Genomic DNA, 22,421 nt, shown 5'->3' on the forward strand with positions numbered 1-22,421 from the left:
CCATGCTTCAAGCCACCGAGATCCTGAACGCCAGCATCCTCATCGTTGACGACCAGGAGGCCAACGTCATGCTGCTGGAACAGGTGCTGCGCAATGCCGGCTATACGCGCATCACTTCCACCATGGACCCGCAAGCCGTGCACGCGCTGCACCAGCAGCACCGCTACGACTTGATCCTGCTCGACTTGCAGATGCCGGAAATGGATGGCTTCGAAGTGATGGAAGGCTTGCGCGACCTCGAGGCGGGCAGCTATCTGCCCGTGCTGGTGATCACGGCCCAGCCGGGCCACAAGCTGCGCGCGCTGCAAGCCGGCGCCAAGGACTTTGTCAGCAAGCCCTTCGACCTGGTGGAAGTGAAAACGCGCATCCACAATATGCTGGAAGTGCGCTTGCTGTACCAGAAGCTGGCCGAATACAACAAGTCGCTGGAACAGATGGTGGAAGAGCGCACGGCGGAGCTGCGCGAAAGCGAAGCGCGCTTCCAGCGCTTCACGGAACTGTCGTCCGACTGGTACTGGGAGCAGGATGCGCAAGGCAATCTGACGCGCTTTTCCGGCCCCGTGGCCGAAATGCTGGGCATCGGCAGCGAAGAAGAGCCGCAGCGCTGGAACGCGGCCGAGCGCGCCTTGCTCGACGCAAAGATCGCCGCGCGCGAACCGTTTCTCGACTTCATCTATAGCCGCGCCAATCCCGACGGCAGCACGCAGTACCTGCAGGTGAGCGGCGAACCGATGTTCGACAATGGCAGCCGCTTCATCGGCTACCGCGGCATCGGCCTCGATGTCACGGAGCGCCATCGGAGCGCCTGATTTATACTTGCTGCTATCCATATCCACAAGGAAAGCATCATGGCTGACAAATCTTCCTCCTACTGGTTTCCCGCCAAGACCTATGGCTGGGGCTGGGGCTTGCCCATTACCTGGCAGGGCTGGCTGGTGTTCCTGGCCGCGCTGGCGCTGTTCGCATGCGGCGCGTTCCTGTTCCCGCCGCAAACCATGCTGGTTGGCTACATCGTGTATGAAGTGGCCATCGTTGCCGTGCTCATTTTCATCTGCCAACTGAAGGGCGAACCGACCAGCTGGCGCTGGGGCAAGAAGAAGTAACGCCGAAGCACAAAGACGACAGCTGCAAGAAATCATCTGGCCACGCGGCGTGAACCGCGTATAATTGGCTCGCTGCCGCAAGGCGGCAAACGCTAGGGGTCCTGCCTTTCGCTGTGGAAACACAGTGCAAGCGCGGGTGAGAAATACCCTCCGAACCTGATCTGGATAATGCCAGCGAAGGGAAGCTTTAGGATGAACGCACCCCGCTTTTCCGCGTGCGCGCAGCCGAACCTCCTTAGCTGGCTCCAGGCTTAAAACAAGTCTAGCCAAGGAGCCAAAATGAACGCCAACCCGAAATTCCTCTCCGCCACCGCCACGGTCGACGAAGCCGCTATCGCGCCGCTGCCCAATTCGCGCAAGATTTATGTGCAGGGCAGCCGCCCCGATATCCGCGTGCCCATGCGCGAGATCAGCCAGTCCGACACGGAAGCGTCGTTCGGCGGCGAAAAGAATCCACCGATCTACGTCTACGATACGTCCGGCCCCTACACGGATCCGGACGTGCAGATCGACATCCGCTCGGGCCTCGATACGCCGCGCCTGCCGTGGATCATGGAACGTGCCGACACGGAAGAATTGCCCGGTCCGACCTCCGACTACGGCATCGCCCGCCTGGCGGACCCGAAGCTGGCCGAGTTGCGTTTTAATCTGCATCGCAAGCCGCGCCGCGCCATCGCCGGCAAGAACGTGACGCAAATGCATTACGCGCGCCAGGGCATCATCACGCCGGAAATGGAATTCGTAGCCATCCGCGAAAACATGCGCCGCCAGGAGTATTTGCGCGAACTGAAAGCCTCCGGTCCCATGGGCGAGCGCCTGGCAGAGCTGATGGGCCGCCAGCACCCTGGCCAGTCGTTCGGCGCCAGCATTCCTGCGGAAATCACGCCGGAATTCGTGCGCGAGGAAATTGCCCGGGGCCGCGCCATTATTCCCGCCAACATCAACCACCCTGAAGTCGAGCCGATGATTATCGGCCGCAATTTCCTGGTGAAAATCAATGCGAATATCGGCAATTCCGCCGTCACCTCGTCGATAGGCGAGGAAGTGGAAAAGATGACCTGGGCCATCCGCTGGGGCGGCGACAATGTGATGGACTTGTCCACCGGCAAACATATCCACGAAACGCGCGAATGGATCGTGCGCAACAGCCCCGTGCCCATCGGTACCGTGCCTATCTACCAGGCGCTGGAAAAGGTCAATGGCAAGGCCGAAGATCTGACGTGGGAAATCTTCCGCGACACCCTGATCGAGCAGGCCGAGCAGGGCGTCGACTATTTCACCATCCACGCGGGCGTGCTGCTGCGCTATGTGCCGATGACGGCCAAGCGCCTGACGGGCATCGTCTCGCGCGGCGGCTCCATCATGGCGAAATGGTGTCTGGCGCACCACCAGGAATCGTTCCTGTACACGCATTTCGAAGAGATCTGCGAAATCATGAAGGCGTACGACGTATCGTTCTCGCTGGGTGACGGCTTGCGTCCCGGTTCCATCTACGATGCCAACGACGAAGCGCAGCTGGGCGAACTGAAAACCCTGGGCGAGCTGACGCAAGTTGCCTGGAAGCACGACGTGCAAGTGATGATCGAAGGCCCGGGCCACGTGCCCATGCAATTGATCAAGGAAAACATGGACTTGCAGCTGGAGCAGTGCGGCGAAGCGCCGTTCTACACGCTGGGGCCGCTGACCACCGATATCGCACCCGGCTACGACCACATCACCTCGGGCATCGGCGCGGCCATGATCGGCTGGTACGGCACGGCCATGTTGTGCTACGTGACGCCGAAGGAGCACCTGGGTCTGCCCAACAAGGCCGATGTGAAGGACGGCATCATCACCTACAAGATCGCGGCGCATGCGGCCGACCTGGCGAAAGGCCATCCGGGCGCGCAAATCCGCGACAACGCGCTGTCGAAAGCCCGCTTTGAATTCCGCTGGGATGACCAGTTCAATATCGGCCTGGACCCGGACAAGGCGCGCGAATTCCACGATGAAACTTTGCCCAAGGATTCGGCCAAGGTGGCGCATTTCTGCTCCATGTGCGGCCCGCATTTCTGCTCGATGAAGATCACGCAGGAAGTGCGCGAATACGCGGCCGGCATGGGCATCGCGGAAGACAAGGCGCTCAAGCAGGGCATGGAAATCAAGGCCATCGAATTCATCAAGAACGGCGCCGAACTGTACCGCAAGGTCTGAAGGAGAGCGTGATGCCTGCATTGATATCCATCACGCTCAACGGCGCACCGCACCAGGTGCCGCCCGGGCAAACCCTGGACCAATTGATCGCCGCGCTGTCGCTGGAAAACCAGGCGCTGGCGCTGGCCGTCAACCGCAACGTCGTGCCGCGCAAGGCGTGGCCGGGACAGGTCTTGCAAACCCAAGACCAGGTTGAAATAGTCCGCGCCATCGGCGGCGGCTGAAAACGTCCAGGCAAACCTACTGCGCGTCGCGCTTTGCGGCCTGCGATGCTCACCGTGCTCAAGCACGGTTGCGCGTCTCGGCCACAAATCATCGCCGCTCGCTACGGTTTTCTTCGGACGTTTAAAAACTTAAGGAAAAGCACATGAATACCGCAACAAATAATGACTTGCTGACCATCGCGGGAAAGCAGTACCAATCTCGCTTGCTGGTGGGTAGCGGCAAGTACAAGGACTTGCCACAGACGCGCGAGGCGACGGACGCGGCCGAGGCGCAGATCATCACGGTGGCCATCCGCCGCGTGAATATCGGGCAAGATCCGAACGCCCCCAGCCTGCTCGATGTTGTGCCGCCGGACCAGTACACGATATTGCCGAACACGGCCGGCTGCTACAACGCGAAAGATGCCGTGTACACCCTGCAACTGGCGCGCGAACTGCTGGGCGGACGCAATCTGGTCAAGCTGGAAGTGCTGGGCGATGAAAAGACATTATTTCCGCACATGCCGGAAACGCTGATCGCGGCCGAAGCGCTGGTCAAGGATGGCTTTGACGTGATGGTCTATTGCAGCGATGACCCGATCCAGGCGAAGATTTTGGAAGACATCGGCTGCGTGGCCGTCATGCCGCTGGCGTCGCTGATCGGCTCGGGCATGGGCATCTTGAACCCATGGAACTTGTCGCTGATCATCGACCAGGCGAAAGTGCCGGTGCTCGTCGATGCTGGCGTGGGAACGGCTTCGGACGCGGCTATCGCCATGGAGCTCGGTTGCGATGGCGTGCTGATGAATACGGCGATTGCCGGCGCGCGCGATCCCGTGCGCATGGCGCATGCGATGAAGCTGGCCGTGCGGGCCGGGCGCGAAGCGTTTTTGGCGGGCCGCATGCCGCGTAAATTCGCCGCTTCGCCCTCGTCGCCGATGGCGGGCCGGCTGGCGTGATGATGCCACAGCGTCCGACTGTGCTGGTGTTTGCCGGCGTTGATCCTTCTGGCGGCGCCGGTATCGCCGCCGATATTGTGGCGATTGCGGCGCAGGGCGCACATGCCTTGCCCGTCATCACGGCGCTGACGGTGCAGGACAACGACCGCGTGTTTGCTGTCGAACCGGTGGCGCCGGAATTGCTGCGCCGGCAGGCGCAGGCGCTGATCGACAAGATGGCGATTCACGCCGTCAAAATCGGCATTCCCGGCAGTGCCGCGAATGCGGCCGTCATCGCGCAACTGATCGCGCAATTGCGGCTGGCCCGGCCGGATTTTCCGGTGGTGCTTGACCCCGTGCTGGCCAGCGGCCATGGCGACGTGCTCAGCCGGGACGATGCCGTGCTGGCGCTGGCGCCCTTGCTGCCGGTGACTACCGTCATCGTACCGAACGGGCCGGAAGCGCTGGCCCTGGGCGGCGAGGCAGCCTTGCGCGCGCAAGGCTGCAAGCACGTGCTGGTGACGGGCGGGCATGGCGAGGGCGAGATGATCGTCAACCGCTGGTTTGACGCCGGGGGCGGCGAGCGCGCGTGGCGGTGGCCGCGCCTGCCTGGCGAATTCCACGGCAGCGGCTGCACTTTGGCGTCTGCCATCGCGGCGCGCCTGGCATTGGGCCAGGCGTTGCCCGAAGCGCTGGATCTGGCGCAAAGCTATTGCCATGCTGCCCTGGCCGGCGCGTACGCGATTGCGCCAGGTCAGCTGATGCCGCAACGACTCATTCAATAAGGAAAACATCATGCGTGGACTGTATCTGGTTACCCCGAACTGGGATGACACCGACCGCCTGCTCGACAGCACGGAACAGGCTTTGCACGGCGGCGTGGCCCTGCTGCAATACCGCCACAAGAGCGCCGAGGCGGAGCAACGGCGCGAACAGGCGGGTGCCTTGCTGGCACTGGCCCGCAAGTATGGCGTGCCTTTCATCATCAACGATTTTATCGAGCTGTGCGAAGAGCTTGACGCGGACGGCGTGCACGTGGGCGGCACCGACGCGTCCGTGGCGCAGGTGCGCGCGCGCCTGGGCAAGGACAAGCTTGTCGGCGCCTCCTGCTATGGCGACATGGCCTTGGCAAGGATGGCGCAGGCCGGCGGCGCCAGCTATGTGGCCTTCGGCGGCTTTTATCCGTCGCTGGTGAAAAAGTATCCGGTGACGACGCCCCTGGATATTGTGCTGCAGGCCAAGCGCGAGATCGCCTTGCCCTGCGTGGTGATCGGCGGCATGACGCCGGAGAACGCGGCGCCGCTGGTCGCGCGTGGCGCCGACATGGTGGCGGCCATCAGCAGCGTATTTGGCAACGTATTGAGCAATGTCTACCAGACGGACGAGGTGGATATTGCGGTGCAGCAATTCAATCACTTGTTTGCGGCATGAGCATGGGCGTGCAACGCTGGTTTGGGGGAATAATCGGCATATAATATGAGCATCATTCATTACCAAGGTCCCTTTACCCATGAGTCAGCCAGCCGCCGCCAAACGCCTTATCCTGATCGTTGACGATGACCAGCTCCTGTTGGAATTTCTCGGCGAAGTCCTGCGCCATGCGGGCTACGAAACGGCCCTGGCCCATTCGGCCGAAGTGGCGTTGCAGCTGATTGCCCAGCGCGAGCCCGACCTGGCCTTGCTCGACATCCACATGCCGGGCATGTCCGGCCTGGAGCTGGCCAAGCGCCTGCACGGCGAAACGGCCGTGCCGTTCATGTTCCTGTCCGGCAGCGGCGACAGCGAATCGGGCAAGCAGGCAGCCGCCTACGGCGCCGTCGGCTACGTGGTGAAACCCGTCGACGAAGGCCGCTTGATGCCCGCTTTCGAAGCAGGCCTGGCGCGCGCCGATGAAATCCGCCAGCTGCGCCGCACCGAGCTGAACCTGAATGCGGCCCTGGCCGCCGGCCGCGAAACGAGCCTGGCCGTGGGCCTCTTGATGGGGAAGTTCCAGACGGACCGCAACACGGCGTTCGAAGTGCTGCGCGACCATGCACGCTCGAGCCGGCGCAAGATCAATGAAATCGCCAGCCAGCTGTTGCTGGCCGAGGAAACCCTGAACGGCTTGCACGGCGCCTTTTTGAACCGGGCGAAAACCAAGTAAGCGTTGCACCGGCGCCGGCGTGGCATGTCGGCGCCTGCCTTGTTATGATGTGACGATACGGCGCGCTGGCGCGCCTGGTTCAACCATAGACAGGACACACATGAAAACCAAAGCAGCGATTGCATGGAAGGCGGGCGCCCCGCTGACGATTGAAGAAGTCGACCTGGCCGGCCCGCGCGAGGGCGAAGTACTGGTCGAGATCAAGGCCACCGGCATTTGCCACACCGATTACTACACCCTGTCGGGCGCCGATCCGGAAGGTATCTTCCCTTCGATCCTCGGCCATGAAGGCGCCGGCATCGTCGTCGATGTGGGCCCGGGCGTGAAAAGCCTGAAAAAGGATGACCACGTCATTCCCCTGTACACGCCGGAATGCCGCCAGTGCAAATTCTGCCTGTCGCAAAAGACGAACTTGTGCCAGTCGATCCGCTCCACGCAGGGCCGCGGCCTGATGCCGGACGCGACTTCGCGCTTTTCCATCGACGGCAAGCCCATCTTCCACTACATGGGCACCTCCACCTTTTCCAATTACATCGTCGTGCCGGAAATCGCCCTGGCAAAGATCCGCGAAGATGCGCCCTTCGATAAAGTTTGCTACATCGGTTGCGGCGTGACGACGGGCGTGGGCGCCGTGTTGTTTACGGCCAAGGTGGAAGCGGGCGCCAACGTGGTCGTGTTCGGCCTGGGCGGCATCGGCTTGAACGTGATCCAGGCGGCCAAGATGGTGGGCGCCGATAAAATCATCGGCGTGGACATCAATCCGGCGCGCCAGGCCATTGCGCGCAAGTTCGGCATGACGCATTTCGTCAATGCCAACGAGGTGGAAAACGTTGTTGACACCATCGTGCAGCTGACGGATGGCGGCGCCGATTACAGTTTTGAGTGCATCGGCAACACCACCACCATGCGCCAATCGCTTGAGTGCTGCCACAAAGGCTGGGGCCAGTCCATCATCATCGGCGTGGCGGCGGCGGGCCAGGAAATTTCCACCCGCCCCTTCCAGCTGGTGACGGGACGCGTGTGGAAAGGTTCCGCTTTCGGCGGCGCGCGCGGCCGCACGGACGTGCCGAAGATCGTCGACTGGTATATGGAAGGCAAGCTCAATATCGATGATTTGATCACGCACCGTTTGAAGCTCGATGATATTAATCAAGGTTTCGACTTGATGAAAAGCGGCGAATCGATCCGCTCCGTCGTGCTGTATTAATTAATTGCTATACGCCGTACCACGGCGTTTTTGCGGAGGCTGCGGCCTCCGTTTTTTTTGCCGCCGTTTTGCCATCCATCGGGCCTGGCTGTCGTCCACTCCCTGATCCCGGCAATTCATCGCACGGCGCTGGCGGTGGCGGCCGCCAGCGGCTATCTTGATCCTCGTCGCTGTACCACAGCGGCTTTGCGGAGGCCCCTGGCCTCCTTTTTTTTGCCCGTGGTTTGCCACTCATCGCGCAAGCCTGCCGTCCAGGCCAGCATTTGTGCAGCCTGTCGCACGGCGCTGGAGCAGCCCATCGCGCCTGGCTAGAGTAGACGCTCCAACCATACACACGAGGCAGCCATGTCCACTTCCCACCGTTTGATCCTCAGCCTTGCCGGTATCCTGCTTGGCGGCAGCGCGCTGGCCGTGCAGCCGCCCGAGCCGCCTGCGCCGCCGGCCCCGCCTGCCGCACCCAGCAAGCAGATCAGTATTTCCGTGGAGAGTAACGATGGCTATGCCCTCGTCGATAGCCGCAAGGACAGGGTCACCATGAGTGGCAGCGATGTCGATAACCAGCAGATCAAGCAGTTGAAACAGTCCATCAATGGGCAGTTCCTGTGGTTTCGAGACCAGGGCAAGAGTTATGTGATGCAGGATCCCGCGCTGCTGGCGCGGATCAACGAGGCCTGGAAACCATCCCAGCAACTGGGTGAGCAGATGAGTGGCCTCGGTACGCAGATGAGTGCGCATGGCAAGGCGATGGGCGAATTGGGCGGCAAGATGGGCGCCCGTGGCCAGGCGCAGGCCAAGGCCGGTACGCGCGAATCGGAACAGCTGCGCGTCCTGGCCCGCCAGCAGCAGGAGCTGGGCCGCAAGCTGGGCGACGCGTCGCGCCGCCAGGCACTGGCAACGAGCGATGCGGCACGCCGTACGGCCGAGCGCGATGTAGAACGTTTGCAGCAGCAGATGGAAGATGCCCAGGATGAAATGGAAGAGGCCAACGAACGCATCGCCGCCATCCATGAGAGCGAGGCCCGGCAGGCCGAAGCGATTTCGCGCCAGATGGATCAGCGCAGCAAGCCGATGGAAACGCTGGGCAAGCAAATGAGCGACCTTGGCCGCCAGCAAGAGAAAGCGGCCAGGGCGGCGGACAAGGCAACGCGGCAGGTGATCGCGCAATCGCTGAGCGAAGGCAAGGCCCGGCTGGTGCGCTGAGCGGTCAAGCCACCTGCTTGCGCATCAGGCAGCGCAGCGCCGGGTCGTGCCCGTCCTGCGCTTCGCGCGCCAGCTTGAGCGCGTGACCCGCGCCCAGCGCTACGGCATCGATGTCGCTGAAACCGTGGCGCGCATAGTAGGGCGCGTTCCAGGGCAGATGGCGGTAGGTGCTCAGTGTCAGGCAGGGGCAGCCCAGCGCCCGGGCGTGGGCCGCCGCCGCGTCGAGCAGGCGCGCGCCCAGTCCCTGGCGTTGCTGCGGCAGTGCAACGGACAATTCCACGATGAACAACTTGCCGTCGAGCGGCTGGGCTGCCAGGAAACCCGATGGCCTGTCCTGCCCATCGGCAGCCACCCAGACGCCGCCATGCTGCTGCAGCGCCTGCAAGGTGCTCAGTGGCAAGGGTTCACCGTGCGCCAGCCACGCCGGTCCGGGGCCGGCCTGCGCAAGCAGGGCTGCGGCGCTGCGCTCGACCTGGGCCAGCAGGGGCAGGTCGGCGCGGGTGGCTGCGCGGATGGCGTAACTCACGGCGTGTTCCACACAGGGGCCACGGCCCGGTATTGCGCCGGCAATTGCTGCCGGGCCTCGTCCGCGCTGGCATATACGTCATCCTGCAACGTGTCCCAGCGCGCATCGCAGCTGAAACGGTAGACACGCCCCTCGTCCCCGTAGCGGCACACGGCCAGACCGTGGATGGCGATGGGGGCGGCGCCACCATGCTCATCGTTGACGTGGCCGAAGGGCAGGTCGGACCAGGCCCAGGCCAGTACGCGGGCGCCGTCGAGGTGGCTGGGAGGTGTCATGGGCATCGTTTCTGTCAGCTGTGCAGTGATGCCGATTGTAGCGCGCACGCGGCGAATACGGCGCGACCGCTGGACAAATGCACAGTATTTTTAGCCATGCCGGTATAATCACGGCATGCAAAATCTTCTTCACAACCTCAATCCCGAACAATTGGCTGCCGTCACCTTGCCGGCGCAACATGCGCTGATCCTGGCTGGCGCCGGTTCGGGCAAGACCCGCGTGCTGACCACCCGCATCGCGTGGCTGATCCAGACCCAGCAGGTATCGCCGCCCGGCATCCTGGCCGTGACCTTCACGAATAAAGCCGCCAAGGAAATGCTCACGCGCCTGTCGGCCATGCTGCCGATCAACACGCGCGGCATGTGGATCGGTACCTTCCACGGTCTGTGCAACCGTTTGCTGCGCACGCACTACCGCGATGCGGCCTTGCCCCAGACTTTCCAGATCCTCGATTCGCAGGATCAGTTGTCCGTGATCAAGCGCTTGTTGAAGGCAAATAACATTGATGATGAAAAATTCCCACCGAAGACGGTGATGTATTTCATCAACAACGCCAAGGACCAGGGCTTGCGCGCCACGGACGTGGAAGCGTACGACGCGCACGAGCGCAAGATGGTCGAGCTGTACCAGCTGTACGACGATCAGTGCCAGCGCGAAGGCGTCGTCGATTTTGCGGAATTGCTGTTGCGCACGTATGAATTGCTGAGCCGCAACCAGCCGCTGCGTGAACACTACCAGGCGCGTTTCCGCCACATCCTCGTCGACGAGTTCCAGGATACGAATAACCTGCAATACAACTGGCTCAAATTGCTGGCCGGCCATGGCAGCCGCGATGGTGGCGCCCTGTTTGCCGTCGGCGATGATGACCAGAGCATCTACGCCTTCCGCGGCGCCAACGTGGGCAACATGAGTGCCTTCGAGCACGAGTTCCAGGTGAAGAACTTGATCAAGCTGGAGCAGAACTACCGCTCGCACGGTCATATCCTCGACAGCGCCAACGTGTTGATCGCGAACAATAGCAAGCGCCTGGGCAAGAATCTGCGCACGGATGCGGGCCATGGCGAGCAGGTGCGCGTGTATGAAGCCAGTTCCGACTTGCAGGAAGCACAGTGGATCATCGAAGAGGCGAAAAGCCTGATCGCCGATGGCGCTTCGCGCAGTGAGATCGCGATTTTGTACCGCTCGAATGCGCAGTCGCGCGTGATCGAACACGCGCTGTTCTCGGCCGCGATTCCGTACCATGTGTATGGCGGCCAGCGCTACTTCCAGCGCGCCGAGGTCAAGCACGCGATTGCCTATTTGCAATTGATGGATAATCCGCACAACGATTCGGCCTTCCTGCGCGTGGTCAATTTCCCTACGCGCGGCATCGGCATGCGTTCGATCGAGCAATTGCAGGCCGCTTCCGAGCAATACGGCATTTCGCTGTACGCATCCGTGCCGTATGTGGCAGGCAAGGCGGGCAGCGTGTTGGCCGGTTTCGTGAAATTGATCGAGGGCGTGCGTTTCGAAACGCAGCAATTGTCCCTGCCGGAAATGGTGCGGGTGGTGCTGGAAGCGAGTACCTTGCTGCAGCATTATCAGAATGAAAAGGAAGGCGCTGACCGCATCGAGAATCTGGAGCAGATGGTCAGCGCGGCCAGCCAGTTCGTTTCCGAGGAAGGTTTCGGCCAGGCGGCACCTGCGCATCTGGGGCCTGCCTCCCAGGCGCAGTCGGGCGCGCCCGTCGTCAACCAGGATGGCATCGAGATTCTGGATGCCGACGCGCCGCTGCCGGCCGTGATGTCGCCGCTCTCCGCCTTCCTGTCGCACGCGTCGCTGGAAGCGGGCGATAACCAGGCGCAGGCGGGCCAGGATGCGCTGCAGATGATGACGGTGCATTCGGCCAAGGGCCTGGAATTCGACAACGTCTTCATTACCGGGCTGGAAGAGGGCCTGTTCCCGCACGAAAGCAGCTCGAAGGAAGACAACGGCGTGGAAGAGGAGCGCCGGCTGATGTACGTGGCCATCACGCGCGCGCGCAAGCGTCTGTATATGAGCTTTTCGCAGACGCGCATGCTGCATGGCCAGACGCGCTACAACATGAAGTCGCGCTTCTTCGACGAATTGCCGGAAGAGTCGCTGAAATGGCTGTCGCCGAAGGTGCAGGCGAACTGGTTCGGCAACCGCAAGTCGGCCTGGGACGAGGCGCCCCGCGTGGCCAGCCTGGGTTCGGACAATGCGATTGCGCAAAAGATCGCGCAAAAAGCCACGGGCGGCGGCTGGCGCATCGGTGAATCGGTCGCGCACGCCAAGTTCGGCGAAGGCGTGATCGTCAATATCGAAGGCGGCGGCGGCAATGCGCGCGCGCAGATCAACTTCGGCCAGCACGGCATGAAGGTGCTGGATCTGGGCATCGCGAAACTGGAACGATTGGGCCGCTAAATGCCGGGGTCAGACCCCCGGCCATGTTAACGCCAAGCTTTGCGTTAGCGGTGTTGAGGGTCTGACCCCAGCTTTAATTTTTGTCCAGCGACACCGTCTTGCTCTCGTCGACGGGCACGCCGAAGATCTGGCGGTAGGCGGCGTAGAACGAGCAATGCATGATGATGGTGAGTATCATCGACAACGGCATCATCAGCTGCATCATCAGCGGCGTGCGGCCAAAGATGACGGCCAGCAACTGGCTGGTGACGACGCTGATGGCGAACCAGGTGGCGGCGAAGACGATGAAGGCCGACAGCGAGCGCCAGACGGCGAAAAAGCTGAAGAACAGCGACTTGCCCAGTCCGGTTTGTTTCCAGTAAATCAACGGTGCGGCAAAGCAGAAGGCCATGGCGGCCGGCACGTACAGCACTATGGCCAGCAGGATGCCCAGGCCCAGGCGCGATTCGGGGATGGCGGTGCGCGCCGCTTCTTCCGTCAGTTGTCCGGTGACCAGTTGCCACAGCAAGCCGTCGTCCACCAGCGTCGAGGCGCCGATGGCGACGATGGCCATGAGGATGTACAGCACGCCCAGGCCGAACAGGGAAGGAAAGGCCGGCTTGCGGAAGCCCGAGATCAGCAGGCTGGGCAAGACGCGCTTGCCCTGGTCGATATTCAGGCAGCCTTGCACAAAGGCGACGGAAAACACGGGGACGAGGATGACGGGCAGCATTTGACCGAGCACGGGCACGATGCTGACGGCCAGCATGCAGAACATATAGCCGAGAAACAGCATCGACATGCCGCCAGGTTGCTTGCGAAACAGGGCGAAGCCTTGTTTCACCCATTGCCAACCTGTACTTGCAGGTAATTTTTCCATGTTTAAAACAGTTCCGGAGCAGGTGTGGCGATACGTTCGCGCAGAATGCGTTCGAAATGCGCCGGATCGTGCGGGGTCAGCATTTCCGCTTCGCGCGGCTGGTAATAATCGTACAGGCGCGACAGCCAGAAACGCAGCGCGGCAGCGCGCAGCATCGCTTGCCATGCCGTTTGTTCTTCGTGCGTAAACGGGCGCACGGCCCGGTAGGCGTCGAGCAGGGCGCGCACGCGCACCGTGTCAAGCACGCCCGTGTCCAGGTCCACGCACCAGTCGTTGACGGTGACGGCCACGTCGAACAGCCAGGTGTCGCAGCCGGCAAAGTAAAAGTCGAAAAAGCCCGTCAGGCGCTCGCCGTCAAACATGACGTTGTTGCGGAACAAGTCGGCATGCACGGGACCGCGCGGGATGGCTTTATAGGTATCGCAGGCAGCAAACGCGTCCTGGAAATGGATTTCCGCGCGCAGCAGGTGCGCTTTGGCATCGTCGAGGTGGTGCAAGACCAGCGGCGTGGTGGTGTTCCACCAGTCCAGTCCCCGCAAATTCGGCTGCTGCAGGGGGAAATCGCGCCCCGCCAGGTGCATCTTCGCCAGCATGGTGCCGACAGCCGCGCAATGCACGGCTTGCGGCGCCATCTGCGAGCTGCCGTCGAGTTTGCTGACGATGGCGGCCGGCTTGCCTTGCAAGGCCGTTACCAGTTCGCCATCGGCATTGGCGATCGGCGCCGGCACCAGTACGCCCCGGTCCGCCAAATGGCGCATCAGTTGCAGATAAAACGGCAATTGCTCGAAGCTGAGGTTTTCAAAGATCGTCAGCACATACTCGCCGCGCTCCGTGCTCAGGAAGAAATTGCTGTTTTCGATGCCGGACGCGATGCCCTTGAGCGCCAGAGGTTTGCCGAGTGGAAACTGCGTGATCCACTGGCCGATATCGTCCAGGTGTAGCGCGGTAAAAACTGCCATGGGAAAGAGAGGAATGGTCTAAAAGGTCAAAAAAAGCCGGCTGCCCCGCAGGTGGCCGGGGCGGGGCAGAAGAGAGTGGCTGCTTACTTCGCTGGTACGGGCGGTGCTGGCGCGTCCGCTGCCTCTTCATCGCGTTGTTTCTGTTTTTTCTTGCCCAGGTCGAATTCCAGCACTTTCCATTGCGGGCCGCGCAGGGTGCCGCCGTGGGCCTGGTCGGCGCCAGCGGCCGGTTTCATGTAATAGGTGCTGCCGCCGCTCGTGACTTTCACTTCGGACGTCACGCCCGCTTCGCGTTTTTCGGTAATCTGCTGCTTGGCTGCGGCCGGCGCCACAGTGATGGGCGCTTCGCCCATTTCCTCGATGCGTTCCAGTTGTGGCGGCGCTTCGCTCGGTTTGGCCGGCGTCTGGGCGCTGGCAATGGCCGAACATGCCAGCAGGGGCAGGGCGAGGAATGTCCAGAGTGTCGATGTACGCATCATGATGGGTTCGCTTCCATGTGTGGGACTGCAGCGCGTGCAGTGGTGTAATGCCGTCAATTTATCTATAAGGCATTGTAACAAACTGGTAGGCAGTGCTGCTTAATACGGCTGATTAATTGCGCGGAAATAGGCCCTGGCTGCCGGCTGGGCGGCCAGGCGGGGTACCCGCCGTGTCAAACTGCGCAAAAAACGGGGGCCGCGTCTCCGGTGGCCCGGTCCTAAACTCTGCGATAATTGTGCGATATTCCGCCCGCCGCTGTTTCTTCCCGGCTGGCGCGGCTCACCTTATTTTATTGGCATTATGCAAAACACCCTGCTGTTAGTCGACGGTTCCAGTTACCTTTATCGTGCTTTCCATGCGCTGCCTGACCTGCGCAGCCCGGACGGCTATCCCACGGGCGCCATGCACGGCATGGTCAACATGCTGCGCCGCCTGCGCGCCGATTACCCGGCCGCCTACATCGCCTGCGTGTTCGATGCCAAGGGTAAAACTTTCCGCGATGACATGTATCCCGAGTACAAGGCCACGCGCGCCTCGATGCCGGATGACCTGCGCCTGCAGATCGAACCCATCCACGAAGCCGTGCGCGCCATGGGCTGGCCGATCCTGATGGTCGACGGCGTGGAAGCGGACGACGTGATCGGGACGCTAGCCGTGCAGGCGGCTGCCGCCGGTATGAACGTGGTGGTCTCCACGGGCGACAAGGACCTGGCGCAACTGGTCAACAGCCAGGTGACCCTTATCAATACCATGAGCAATGAAAAGCTCGACGAAGCGGCCGTGCTGGCCAAGTTCGGCGTACCGCCCAACCGCATCATCGATTATTTGTCGCTGATCGGCGATACGGTCGACAACGTGCCAGGCGTATCGAAATGCGGCCCGAAGACGGCCGTCAAATGGCTGACCTTGTACGACAGCCTGGAAGGCGTCATGCAAAACGCGGCCAGTGTGGGCGGCGCCGTGGGTGAAAACCTGCGCACGGCCCTGCCATGGCTGCCGCAGGCGCGCGCCTTGATCACCGTCAAGACCGATTGCGATTTATCGGGCCACATGACGACGATCGCCGACTCGCTGGGGGCGAAACACGAAGACAAGGAAGCGCTGCTGGCCTTCTTCAACCGCTACGGCTTCAAGGCCCTGCTGCGCGAACTGAGCGCTACGCCGCCGCCGATGTCGCCAGTCGGCGCACCTGTCGCCGGTGGCGCTGCTGCCAACACGACGGGCGACATGTTCGCCGACGCCACGCCAGCGGTGGAAGCCGTGTATGAAACCGTGCTGACGGATGCGCAGCTGGACAAATGGATCGCCCTGATCGATGCGGCGCCCCTGACGGCTGTCGACACGGAAACCACCTCGCTGGAACCGATGACGGCGCAAATGGTCGGCATCTCCCTCTCGGTTGCCGAGCACGCCGCCTGCTACATCCCGCTGGCCCACGACTACGCGGGCGCGCCGGAACAGTTGACGCGCGAACACGTGCTGGCGAAACTGCGCCCGTGGCTGGAAGATGCAAACAAGCCCAAGCTGGGGCAGAACCTGAAGTACGACAGCCATATCTTCGCCAACCATGGCGTGACGTTGCGCGGCATCGCCCACGATACCCTGCTGGTATCGTATGTGTTCGAATCGCACAAGAAGCACGACATGGACAGCCTGGCCCTGCGCCACCTGAACTACACGACGATCCCCTTCGAGGACGTGTGCGGCAAGGGCGCCAAGCAGATCACGTTTAATCAGGTGGAAGTGGAGCAGGCGGCGAAATACGCGGCCGAGGATGCCGACGTCACCTTGCGCCTGCACAATAATATGTGGGGCAACGTGGCCAATGATGAAAAACTGACCTTCATCTATGAAAAGATCGAGATGCCGACGGCCGTGGTCTTGCAAAAAATCGAGCGCAATGGCGTGCTGATCGATGACGAGTTGCTCAACATCCAGTCGGCCGAGCTGGCCGTGAAAATCCTCGAACTGGAAAAGAAGGCGTATGAACTGGCCGAACAGCCGTTCAACCTGGGCTCGCCCAAGCAGATCGGCGAGATTTTCTTTGAAAAGCTGAAACTGCCGGTGGTCAAGAAAACCCCGACGGGCGCGCCCTCGACGGATGAGGAAGTGCTGCAAAAGCTGGCCGAGGATTATCCCTTGCCCAAAGTGCTGCTGGAATACCGCGGCATGGCCAAGCTGAAGTCGACCTACACGGATAAATTACCGAAAATGATCAACGTCACGACGGGCAGAGTGCACACGAACTATGCGCAAGCCGTGGCCGTGACGGGGCGATTGGCGTCGAACGACCCGAACTTGCAGAATATCCCCATCCGCAGCGCGGAAGGCCGGCGCATTCGCGAAGCCTTTATTGCGCCGCCCGGCAGCCACATCGTTTCGGCCGACTATTCGCAGATCGAATTGCGCATCATGGCGCACATCTCGGGCGACGAAGCCATGCTGCGCGCGTTTGCCGACGGCATCGATATTCACCGCGCCACGGCCGCTGAAATCTTCGGCGTGCCGGCCGCGGAAGTGCAGAGCGAACAGCGCCGCTATGCCAAGGTCATCAACTTCGGCTTGATCTACGGCATGAGCGCGTTTGGCCTGGCCGGTAACCTGGGCGTGGACCGCACGGCCGCGCAAAGCTATATCGACCGTTACTTTGCCCGCTTCTCCGGCGTGAAACAGTATATGGAAGACACGCGTCAGCAAGCCAAGGCGCGCGGCTACGTGGAAACCGTGTTCGGCCGCCGTTTGTGGTTGCCGGAAATTAATTCGCCGAACGGCCCGCGCCGCCAGGGCGCGGAACGGGCGGCGATTAACGCACCGATGCAGGGCACGGCTGCCGACCTGATCAAGCTGGCCATGATCGCCGTGCAAGGCTGGCTGGAAACGGACGGCTTGCAAACGAAGATGATCATGCAGGTGCACGATGAACTGGTGCTGGAAGTGCCGGACGCCGAGCTCGAACTGGTCAAGCGCAAGCTGCCGGAGCTGATGGCCGGCGTGGCCGAGCTGAAAGTGCCACTGACGGCCGAGGTGGGCGTAGGCAAGAACTGGGACGAAGCGCACTAAATTTAAACACAACCTTCAGGAGAAACGCATGAGCGACATGATCACCGATTGTGAAAGTTTGCTGGGCCAGAGCAGCATGTCCGGGCCGGATGGCCGGCGTGGTTTCCTGAAGATGGCGTTGGGAACGGGCTTTGCCGTGGCCGTATTGCCCGTGGCGGCGCAAAACGTCATCAAGACGGATTCCGCCGGACTCGTCACGGGCACCATGTCGGTGATGGTCGATGGCCAGGCCGTGTCCGTGTATGCGGCGCAGCCGGAGGGCAAGACGGGCTTGCCCGTGGTCTTGGTCATTTCGGAAATCTTTGGCGTGCATGAACATATCGCCGACATGGCGCGCCGCTTCGCCAAGCAGGGCTATCTGGCGCTGGCGCCCGACCTGTTCGTGCGCCAGGGCGATCCCACCAAGGTGGCCAGCATCCCGGAATTGATGAAAGGCATCATCGCCAAGACACCGGACGCGCAAGTGATGGCGGATCTCGATGCTGTTGTTGCGTGGGCAAAACAGAATGGCGGCGACACGAGCCGTTTGGGCATCACGGGCTTTTGCTGGGGCGGGCGCATCACGTGGCTGTACGCGGCGCACAATCCGGCCGTCAAGGCGGGCGTGGCCTGGTATGGCCGCCTGGTGGGCGAGCCCACCCCCTTGCAGCCGAGCAATCCCATCGATATCGCCGCCAGCTTGAAGGCTCCCGTGCTGGGCTTGTATGGCGGCAAGGATACGGGCATCAGCCAGGAATCGATCGGCAAGATGAAGGATGCGCTGGCCAAGGGCGGCAACAAGTCGGAATTCGTCGTGTACCCGGACGCGGGCCATGCCTTCAACGCCGATTACCGCCCCAGCTATGTGGCGGCCGATGCGAAAGACGGCTATGCGCGCTGCCTGGCCTGGTTCAAAAAGCAAGGTGTTGCCTGAGATTGCGACCTGAACGGCGCTAAAAGTGCCTGATCATCACAATTTTCACCATCAGTTAACGCGAAAGGCGCACCGGGCTGTAAAATGCCCGCTGCGCGCCAATGCAGTACAATTGCATCTTCATCGCGCTACGCTGCCGCCAAACGCGCAAAAAATTAAATAATAGATAACAACGCATTCATCAGGCCAGACGCCAGCATCGCGGCGCCAGTGACCCGGCGCCATTTTGAGGTAAGAAAATCATCGATCCCGTCCTTCTATCCATTTTGCTCGCGACCACGATCGCGGGCGTCTTCAGCATTACCGCGGCGGCGATCTTTTCGTTTGCATTCCTGTCCAAAGTGGTCGAGCGCATGGTCAGCTTGTCCGTCGGCATCATGTTGTCGACGTCCCTGCTGCACGCCTTGCCGGAAGCGTTTGAATCGCAGGCGGATCCGCGCAGCCTGTTCGCCACCCTGCTGGCGGGCTTGCTGGCCTTCTTCATGCTGGAAAAATTCGCCATCCTGCGCCATTCGCACCACCACGAAGGCGATGACCACCACCATGCGCACGGCCACGACAAGCACGAGGCGGGCAAGGCTGGCTGGATGATACTCGTTGGCGACGGCATGCACAACTTTACGGACGGCATCCTGATCGCCGCTGCCTTCCTGGCCGACCCGAAGCTGGGCCTGGTGACGGGCCTGGCCATCATCGCGCATGAAATCCCGCAGGAAATCGGCGACTTCATCGTGCTGCTCAATGCCGGTTTCTCGCGCTTGCGCGCCTATATCTTCAATCTGCTGTGCAGCCTGATGGCGGTGGCGGGCGGCCTGCTCGGCTATTTCACCCTGGACCGCGCCAGCAATCTGATTCCTTACGTGCTCGTGTTTGCCTCGTCCGGCTTCATCTATATTGCCCTGTCCGACCTGATGCCGCAAATGCAGCGCCGCGCCACCCTGCGCGAGACCATTCCGCAAGTGCTTTTGATCGCGCTGGGCGTGTGCATCGTGCTGTTCCTCACGCATAAGCGCCACGGCGGTTGATGCACTGACTCGGTGCGTGTAGTATTGCCTTTCTGACTAACTTGCACAGAAAGGAGGAAAATATGGAAATTTTTATGCTCGCCCTATGGGATGCGCGTTCTTTAAGCACATTTGCAAGCTCTTGCCCACGTTCTATCGCGCTGCGATAACCTGGCCAGAGCAAAGCCACCCTCCTGAATAGAGTTTTTCTCTAGAGTCCTTTCTCGGCTCACGGTTTTCGTTAGCGCTCCTGTTAACGCGGATGCTTGCATCCCGAACAAAGACAAGAGCCATGACTACCCTTATCTCTACCCAAGCTTTACAGCTGGATACCCACGACGGTTTCCTCTTCAACGAACTCGCCTTTACCTTGCGCCAGGGCGACCGCATCGGCCTGATCGGCCACAATGGCTGCGGCAAATCCACCTTGCTGGGATTGCTCAGCGGCACGCGGGAAGCCACCTCCGGCACGATCCATGTCGCCCGTGCCTGCCGCCTGCAGCACGTGGAGCAGCATTTGCCGCCAGAACTTGCCAGCCTGAGCCTGTATGACGCCTTGCTGGCGCCCGTGCTGGACCAGCCGGAACTGCATTGGCGCGTCGACAGCCTGCTTGCGGAACTGGGTTTTGACGTCGAGACGGCGCACGTGCCCGTGCACTCGCTGTCCGGCGGCCAGCACACGCGGCTGCTGCTGGGGCGTGCCCTGCTGCAGGAACCGAACGTGCTGCTGCTCGACGAACCGAGCAATCACCTGGACTTGCCGTCGCTGCTGTGGCTGGAGCAATTCCTGCTGGGTTGGCGCGGCGCCTTCATCCTCGTCTCGCATGACCAGCGCCTGCTCGACAACGTGGCCACGCGCAGCTGGATCTTGCGCGATAGCCGCCTGTATGACTTCGACTTGCCGTGCGGGCCCGCGCTGGCGGCGCTGGCCGAAGCCGATCTTGCCGCTGCCGCCCGGCACGCGGCCGAGCAGAAGGAAATCGACCGCTTGTCGGCCAGCAGTGCCCGCCTGGCCCTGTGGGGCCGCACCTATGACAATGAAGACTTGGCGCGCAAGGCGAAGACCATGCAGCGGCGCATAGCCAGGTTGCAGGATGAGCAATCGTTCGTCAGCGATGGCGCGCCGTGGCGCCTGAGTCTGCGCGGCAAGGCGCTGGCGGCCGACCAGTTGCTGGCGCTGGACGAACTCGATGTGCGCGCCGTGCCGACGTCTCCCGTGCTGTTTCGCGTGGGACAGCTGTGGCTCAAGCCCGGCGACAGGGTCGCCTTGCTGGGCGCCAACGGCAGCGGCAAATCGTCCCTGCTGCGCCTGTGCTGGCACGCGATACAGGCGCAGCAGGAGCGCGGCGACTTGCGCTATCACCACGCCGCCAACATCGGCTATTACGACCAGTCGCTCAAGCAACTGGCGGATACGGCCGACCTGTCCGACGCCTTGTACCCGTTTGCCGTGCAAAACGAGGCCGCGCGCAGCCAGGTGGCGCGCAAGCAAGCCTTGATCTCGGCTGGTTTTCCGTATGCGCGCCATGGCCAGACTGTCGCCACCCTGAGCGGCGGCGAGCGGGCGCGGCTGCTGTTCCTGGGACTGTCGCTGGCCAGCTACCATTTGCTGCTGCTCGATGAGCCGAGCAACCACCTGGACATGCAGGGCAAGGCGGAACTGGGGCAAGCGTTGCGCGGTTTTGCTGGCGGCTGCTTGCTGGTGTCGCATGACCGCGACCTGATCGAGACGGCGTGCAACCGTTTTTGGGTAGTGGCCGATGGCCAACTGGAGGAGTGGCCGGATGCGGCCAGCGCGTATGCACGGCTGAGTCTTGAGGATGGGCAGGCGTCGTTGCCGGTGGCGCGGCTGGAAACGTCACCGCTTGCTCCAGCGCAAACCGATGTCGATCTGCAATTGGAACGCTTGTGCGAACTGGAGCAATTGCTGGCCGAGGACCTGGCCCGCAAGCCGCGCCACCAGAAGCCGTCCAGCCAGCTGGCGTGGCAAGCGGAACTGGAACGCTTGAATCAATCGCTGGGGATAACGTCGTAGTTATCCACTGGGCATGAAAAAGCGGACCGAGGTCCGCTTTTTTTTTAGTTGCCCGTCGCCACGGGTCGCGCCGGATCGGCGCACCATTCGCTCCACGAGCCCGGGTACAGGGCCGCGCCAGGCAAGCCAGCCACTTCCAGTGCCAGCAAGTTGTGGCAAGCCGTTACGCCGGAGCCGCACTGCATGACGGCCGCTTGCGGTGCGTCAAGCAATGCGCTGAAGTCGCGTCGCAGTTCGTCCGCATTCTTGAAACGGCCGTCGGCTTGTAAATTATCCTTGAAGAAACGGTTTTTCGCGCCGGGGATATGGCCGCCCACGGGGTCGATGGTTTCGTTTTCGCCGCGATAACGGTCGGGCGCGCGCGCGTCAATGACGCCCAAGGCCTGGGTTTCCAGGTTGGCGACAACGTCCTGCACGCTGACCGTGCGCGTCAGGCTGGCTTTTTCCGTGAGCTTGCCAATAGGGCGGGGCGCCACCGGCGTGACCAGGGGCAAGCCTTGCGCCTGCCAGGCAGCGAGGCCGCCGTCGAGCACGGCGACGGCTGGATGTCCGACCCAGCGCAGCAGCCACCACAAACGCGCGGCGAACATGCCGCCCTGGCCGTCATAGGCGACCACTTGCGTGTCGTCATTGATGCCCCAGCCACGCAGCTTGGCCAGCAGGACGTTGCGGTCGGGCAAGGGATGCCGGCCGGTAAAGTCCACGCCGCGCGCCGTTTTGGGACCGGACAGGGCCGTGTCGATATCGGCGAACTGCGCGTTCTGGATATGGCCGGCGGCAAACGCATCGCTGCCAGCTGTCGGGTTGAGCAAATCGTGGCGGCAATCGAGGATGACCCAGTTGCTGTCATTCAGGTGGCTGGCCAGTTTGTTGGCCTGGATCAAGGTCGTATACAAGG

At 62.0% G+C, this 22,421-nt stretch carries 21 protein-coding genes and 1 riboswitch; of the genes, 15 read left to right on the forward strand and 6 right to left on the reverse strand.

All coding sequences use genetic code 11. The annotated features are described in order from the left end of the window. The first annotated feature begins 2 nt into the window (after positions 1-2). From ACQ4WY_RS23655 to ACQ4WY_RS23700, 10 genes are all read left to right on the forward strand, one after another. The gene (locus tag ACQ4WY_RS23655; RefSeq protein ID WP_353658901.1) at positions 3-809 is read left to right on the forward strand and encodes a response regulator; all 807 of its coding nucleotides are present in this window, start codon (positions 3-5) and stop codon (positions 807-809) included. A 39-nt stretch (positions 810-848) separates the two neighbouring features. Continuing rightward, a complete protein-coding gene (locus ACQ4WY_RS23660) occupies positions 849-1,103 on the forward strand; it encodes a hypothetical protein (RefSeq protein WP_436506168.1) in 255 nt (84 codons plus the stop codon). A gap of 84 nt (positions 1,104-1,187) precedes the next feature. Next, positions 1,188-1,303, forward strand: a riboswitch (TPP riboswitch). A 79-nt stretch (positions 1,304-1,382) separates the two neighbouring features. Then, the gene (gene thiC / locus ACQ4WY_RS23665; protein WP_436506170.1) at positions 1,383-3,296 is read left to right on the forward strand and encodes a phosphomethylpyrimidine synthase ThiC; all 1,914 of its coding nucleotides are present in this window, start codon (positions 1,383-1,385) and stop codon (positions 3,294-3,296) included. A 20-nt stretch (positions 3,297-3,316) separates the two neighbouring features. Beyond that, positions 3,317-3,520, forward strand: a complete 204-nt coding sequence (thiS, locus tag ACQ4WY_RS23670; protein WP_070222852.1) for a sulfur carrier protein ThiS — start codon at positions 3,317-3,319, stop codon at positions 3,518-3,520. A gap of 143 nt (positions 3,521-3,663) precedes the next feature. Beyond that, a complete protein-coding gene (locus ACQ4WY_RS23675; RefSeq protein WP_353658899.1) occupies positions 3,664-4,458 on the forward strand; it encodes a thiazole synthase in 795 nt (264 codons plus the stop codon). Then, positions 4,458-5,222, forward strand: a complete 765-nt coding sequence (locus ACQ4WY_RS23680; RefSeq protein WP_436506171.1) for a hydroxymethylpyrimidine/phosphomethylpyrimidine kinase — start codon at positions 4,458-4,460, stop codon at positions 5,220-5,222. Before ACQ4WY_RS23675 ends, ACQ4WY_RS23680 begins: the two co-directional genes overlap by 1 nt. A 10-nt stretch (positions 5,223-5,232) precedes the next feature. Beyond that, the gene (thiE, locus tag ACQ4WY_RS23685) at positions 5,233-5,868 is read left to right on the forward strand and encodes a thiamine phosphate synthase (RefSeq protein WP_436506172.1); all 636 of its coding nucleotides are present in this window, start codon (positions 5,233-5,235) and stop codon (positions 5,866-5,868) included. A gap of 79 nt (positions 5,869-5,947) precedes the next feature. Then, positions 5,948-6,580: an ANTAR domain-containing response regulator gene (locus ACQ4WY_RS23690; protein WP_034749164.1), complete on the forward strand. Its 633-nt coding sequence runs from the start codon at positions 5,948-5,950 to the stop codon at positions 6,578-6,580. Positions 6,581-6,680: 100 nt separating this feature from the next. Next, positions 6,681-7,787 carry an S-(hydroxymethyl)glutathione dehydrogenase/class III alcohol dehydrogenase gene (locus tag ACQ4WY_RS23695; protein WP_034749160.1) on the forward strand — a complete coding sequence of 369 codons (1,107 nt, stop codon included), beginning with the start codon at positions 6,681-6,683 and terminating at the stop codon, positions 7,785-7,787. Positions 7,788-8,132: 345 nt separating this feature from the next. Continuing rightward, complete coding sequence (locus tag ACQ4WY_RS23700) at positions 8,133-8,987, forward strand: hypothetical protein (RefSeq protein ID WP_436506173.1); 855 nt, start codon at positions 8,133-8,135, stop codon at positions 8,985-8,987. A gap of 4 nt (positions 8,988-8,991) precedes the next feature. On the opposite strand, the gene ACQ4WY_RS23705 is transcribed toward ACQ4WY_RS23700, so the two are convergent. Together ACQ4WY_RS23705 and ACQ4WY_RS23710 are read right to left on the reverse strand one after the other, a co-directional pair. Continuing rightward, the gene (locus ACQ4WY_RS23705) at positions 8,992-9,513 is read right to left on the reverse strand and encodes a GNAT family N-acetyltransferase (protein ID WP_436506174.1); all 522 of its coding nucleotides are present in this window, start codon (positions 9,511-9,513) and stop codon (positions 8,992-8,994) included. Next, positions 9,510-9,788 (reverse strand): hypothetical protein, encoded by a 279-nt coding sequence (locus ACQ4WY_RS23710; protein ID WP_436506175.1) that lies wholly within the window; start codon positions 9,786-9,788, stop codon positions 9,510-9,512. The genes ACQ4WY_RS23705 and ACQ4WY_RS23710 overlap by 4 nt, the downstream gene beginning before the upstream one ends. Before the next feature lie 115 nt (positions 9,789-9,903). Here ACQ4WY_RS23710 and ACQ4WY_RS23715 point away from each other — a divergent pair, with 115 nt between their 5' ends. Beyond that, on the forward strand, positions 9,904-12,213 hold the full coding sequence (locus ACQ4WY_RS23715; protein ID WP_436506176.1) for a UvrD-helicase domain-containing protein: 2,310 nt from the start codon (positions 9,904-9,906) through the stop codon (positions 12,211-12,213). A gap of 73 nt (positions 12,214-12,286) precedes the next feature. Here the strand turns inward: ACQ4WY_RS23715 and ACQ4WY_RS23720 are convergent, their stop codons facing one another. The 3 genes from ACQ4WY_RS23720 to ACQ4WY_RS23730 all read right to left on the reverse strand — a co-directional run bounded on the left by ACQ4WY_RS23720 (position 12,287) and on the right by ACQ4WY_RS23730 (position 14,510). Further along, the gene (locus ACQ4WY_RS23720; protein WP_436506177.1) at positions 12,287-13,072 is read right to left on the reverse strand and encodes a BPSS1780 family membrane protein; all 786 of its coding nucleotides are present in this window, start codon (positions 13,070-13,072) and stop codon (positions 12,287-12,289) included. 2 nt (positions 13,073-13,074) lie between these two features. Then, a complete protein-coding gene (locus tag ACQ4WY_RS23725) occupies positions 13,075-14,031 on the reverse strand; it encodes a homoserine kinase (RefSeq protein WP_436506178.1) in 957 nt (318 codons plus the stop codon). Between the two features lie 83 nt (positions 14,032-14,114). Continuing rightward, the gene (locus ACQ4WY_RS23730) at positions 14,115-14,510 is read right to left on the reverse strand and encodes a hypothetical protein (protein WP_436506179.1); all 396 of its coding nucleotides are present in this window, start codon (positions 14,508-14,510) and stop codon (positions 14,115-14,117) included. A 301-nt stretch (positions 14,511-14,811) separates the two neighbouring features. On the opposite strand from ACQ4WY_RS23730, the gene polA reads away from it, so the two are divergent. The 4 genes from polA (at position 14,812) to ACQ4WY_RS23750 (ending at position 21,523) form a co-directional block, all read left to right on the forward strand. Next, a complete protein-coding gene (gene polA, locus ACQ4WY_RS23735) occupies positions 14,812-17,571 on the forward strand; it encodes a DNA polymerase I (RefSeq protein WP_436506180.1) in 2,760 nt (919 codons plus the stop codon). 28 nt (positions 17,572-17,599) lie between these two features. Then, positions 17,600-18,484 carry a dienelactone hydrolase family protein gene (locus ACQ4WY_RS23740; RefSeq protein WP_436506181.1) on the forward strand — a complete coding sequence of 295 codons (885 nt, stop codon included), beginning with the start codon at positions 17,600-17,602 and terminating at the stop codon, positions 18,482-18,484. A gap of 266 nt (positions 18,485-18,750) precedes the next feature. Further along, the gene (locus ACQ4WY_RS23745; RefSeq protein WP_436506182.1) at positions 18,751-19,509 is read left to right on the forward strand and encodes a ZIP family metal transporter; all 759 of its coding nucleotides are present in this window, start codon (positions 18,751-18,753) and stop codon (positions 19,507-19,509) included. Between the two features lie 271 nt (positions 19,510-19,780). Beyond that, positions 19,781-21,523: an ABC-F family ATP-binding cassette domain-containing protein gene (locus tag ACQ4WY_RS23750; protein ID WP_436506183.1), complete on the forward strand. Its 1,743-nt coding sequence runs from the start codon at positions 19,781-19,783 to the stop codon at positions 21,521-21,523. A 44-nt stretch (positions 21,524-21,567) separates the two neighbouring features. On the opposite strand, the gene ACQ4WY_RS23755 is transcribed toward ACQ4WY_RS23750, so the two are convergent. Next, on the reverse strand, positions 21,568-22,419 hold the full coding sequence (locus ACQ4WY_RS23755; protein WP_436506184.1) for a sulfurtransferase: 852 nt from the start codon (positions 22,417-22,419) through the stop codon (positions 21,568-21,570). Positions 22,420-22,421 lie beyond the last annotated feature (2 nt).

The organism is Janthinobacterium salmonicoloratum, assembly GCF_051380845.1.
Lineage (GTDB): Bacteria > Pseudomonadota > Gammaproteobacteria > Burkholderiales > Burkholderiaceae_D > Janthinobacterium > Janthinobacterium lividum_F.

What these genes read in the sequence shown, in the direction of transcription:
- ACQ4WY_RS23710 (WP_436506175.1), bottom strand. Translation starts at nt 9,788, where the DNA reads ATGACACCTCCCAGCCACCTCGACGGCGCCCGCGTACTGGCCTGGGCC.
- ACQ4WY_RS23725 (WP_436506178.1), bottom strand. Translation starts at nt 14,031, where the DNA reads ATGGCAGTTTTTACCGCGCTACACCTGGACGATATCGGCCAGTGGATC.
- ACQ4WY_RS23740 (WP_436506181.1), top strand. Translation starts at nt 17,600, where the DNA reads ATGAGCGACATGATCACCGATTGTGAAAGTTTGCTGGGCCAGAGCAGC.
- ACQ4WY_RS23730 (WP_436506179.1), bottom strand. Translation starts at nt 14,510, where the DNA reads ATGATGCGTACATCGACACTCTGGACATTCCTCGCCCTGCCCCTGCTG.
- polA (WP_436506180.1), top strand. Translation starts at nt 14,812, where the DNA reads ATGCAAAACACCCTGCTGTTAGTCGACGGTTCCAGTTACCTTTATCGT.
- ACQ4WY_RS23660 (WP_436506168.1), top strand. Translation starts at nt 849, where the DNA reads ATGGCTGACAAATCTTCCTCCTACTGGTTTCCCGCCAAGACCTATGGC.
- thiC (WP_436506170.1), top strand. Translation starts at nt 1,383, where the DNA reads ATGAACGCCAACCCGAAATTCCTCTCCGCCACCGCCACGGTCGACGAA.
- ACQ4WY_RS23750 (WP_436506183.1), top strand. Translation starts at nt 19,781, where the DNA reads ATGACTACCCTTATCTCTACCCAAGCTTTACAGCTGGATACCCACGAC.
- ACQ4WY_RS23695 (WP_034749160.1), top strand. Translation starts at nt 6,681, where the DNA reads ATGAAAACCAAAGCAGCGATTGCATGGAAGGCGGGCGCCCCGCTGACG.
- ACQ4WY_RS23680 (WP_436506171.1), top strand. Translation starts at nt 4,458, where the DNA reads ATGATGCCACAGCGTCCGACTGTGCTGGTGTTTGCCGGCGTTGATCCT.
- thiE (WP_436506172.1), top strand. Translation starts at nt 5,233, where the DNA reads ATGCGTGGACTGTATCTGGTTACCCCGAACTGGGATGACACCGACCGC.
- ACQ4WY_RS23700 (WP_436506173.1), top strand. Translation starts at nt 8,133, where the DNA reads ATGTCCACTTCCCACCGTTTGATCCTCAGCCTTGCCGGTATCCTGCTT.
- ACQ4WY_RS23690 (WP_034749164.1), top strand. Translation starts at nt 5,948, where the DNA reads ATGAGTCAGCCAGCCGCCGCCAAACGCCTTATCCTGATCGTTGACGAT.
- ACQ4WY_RS23715 (WP_436506176.1), top strand. Translation starts at nt 9,904, where the DNA reads ATGCAAAATCTTCTTCACAACCTCAATCCCGAACAATTGGCTGCCGTC.
- ACQ4WY_RS23675 (WP_353658899.1), top strand. Translation starts at nt 3,664, where the DNA reads ATGAATACCGCAACAAATAATGACTTGCTGACCATCGCGGGAAAGCAG.
- ACQ4WY_RS23720 (WP_436506177.1), bottom strand. Translation starts at nt 13,072, where the DNA reads ATGGAAAAATTACCTGCAAGTACAGGTTGGCAATGGGTGAAACAAGGC.
- ACQ4WY_RS23655 (WP_353658901.1), top strand. Translation starts at nt 3, where the DNA reads ATGCTTCAAGCCACCGAGATCCTGAACGCCAGCATCCTCATCGTTGAC.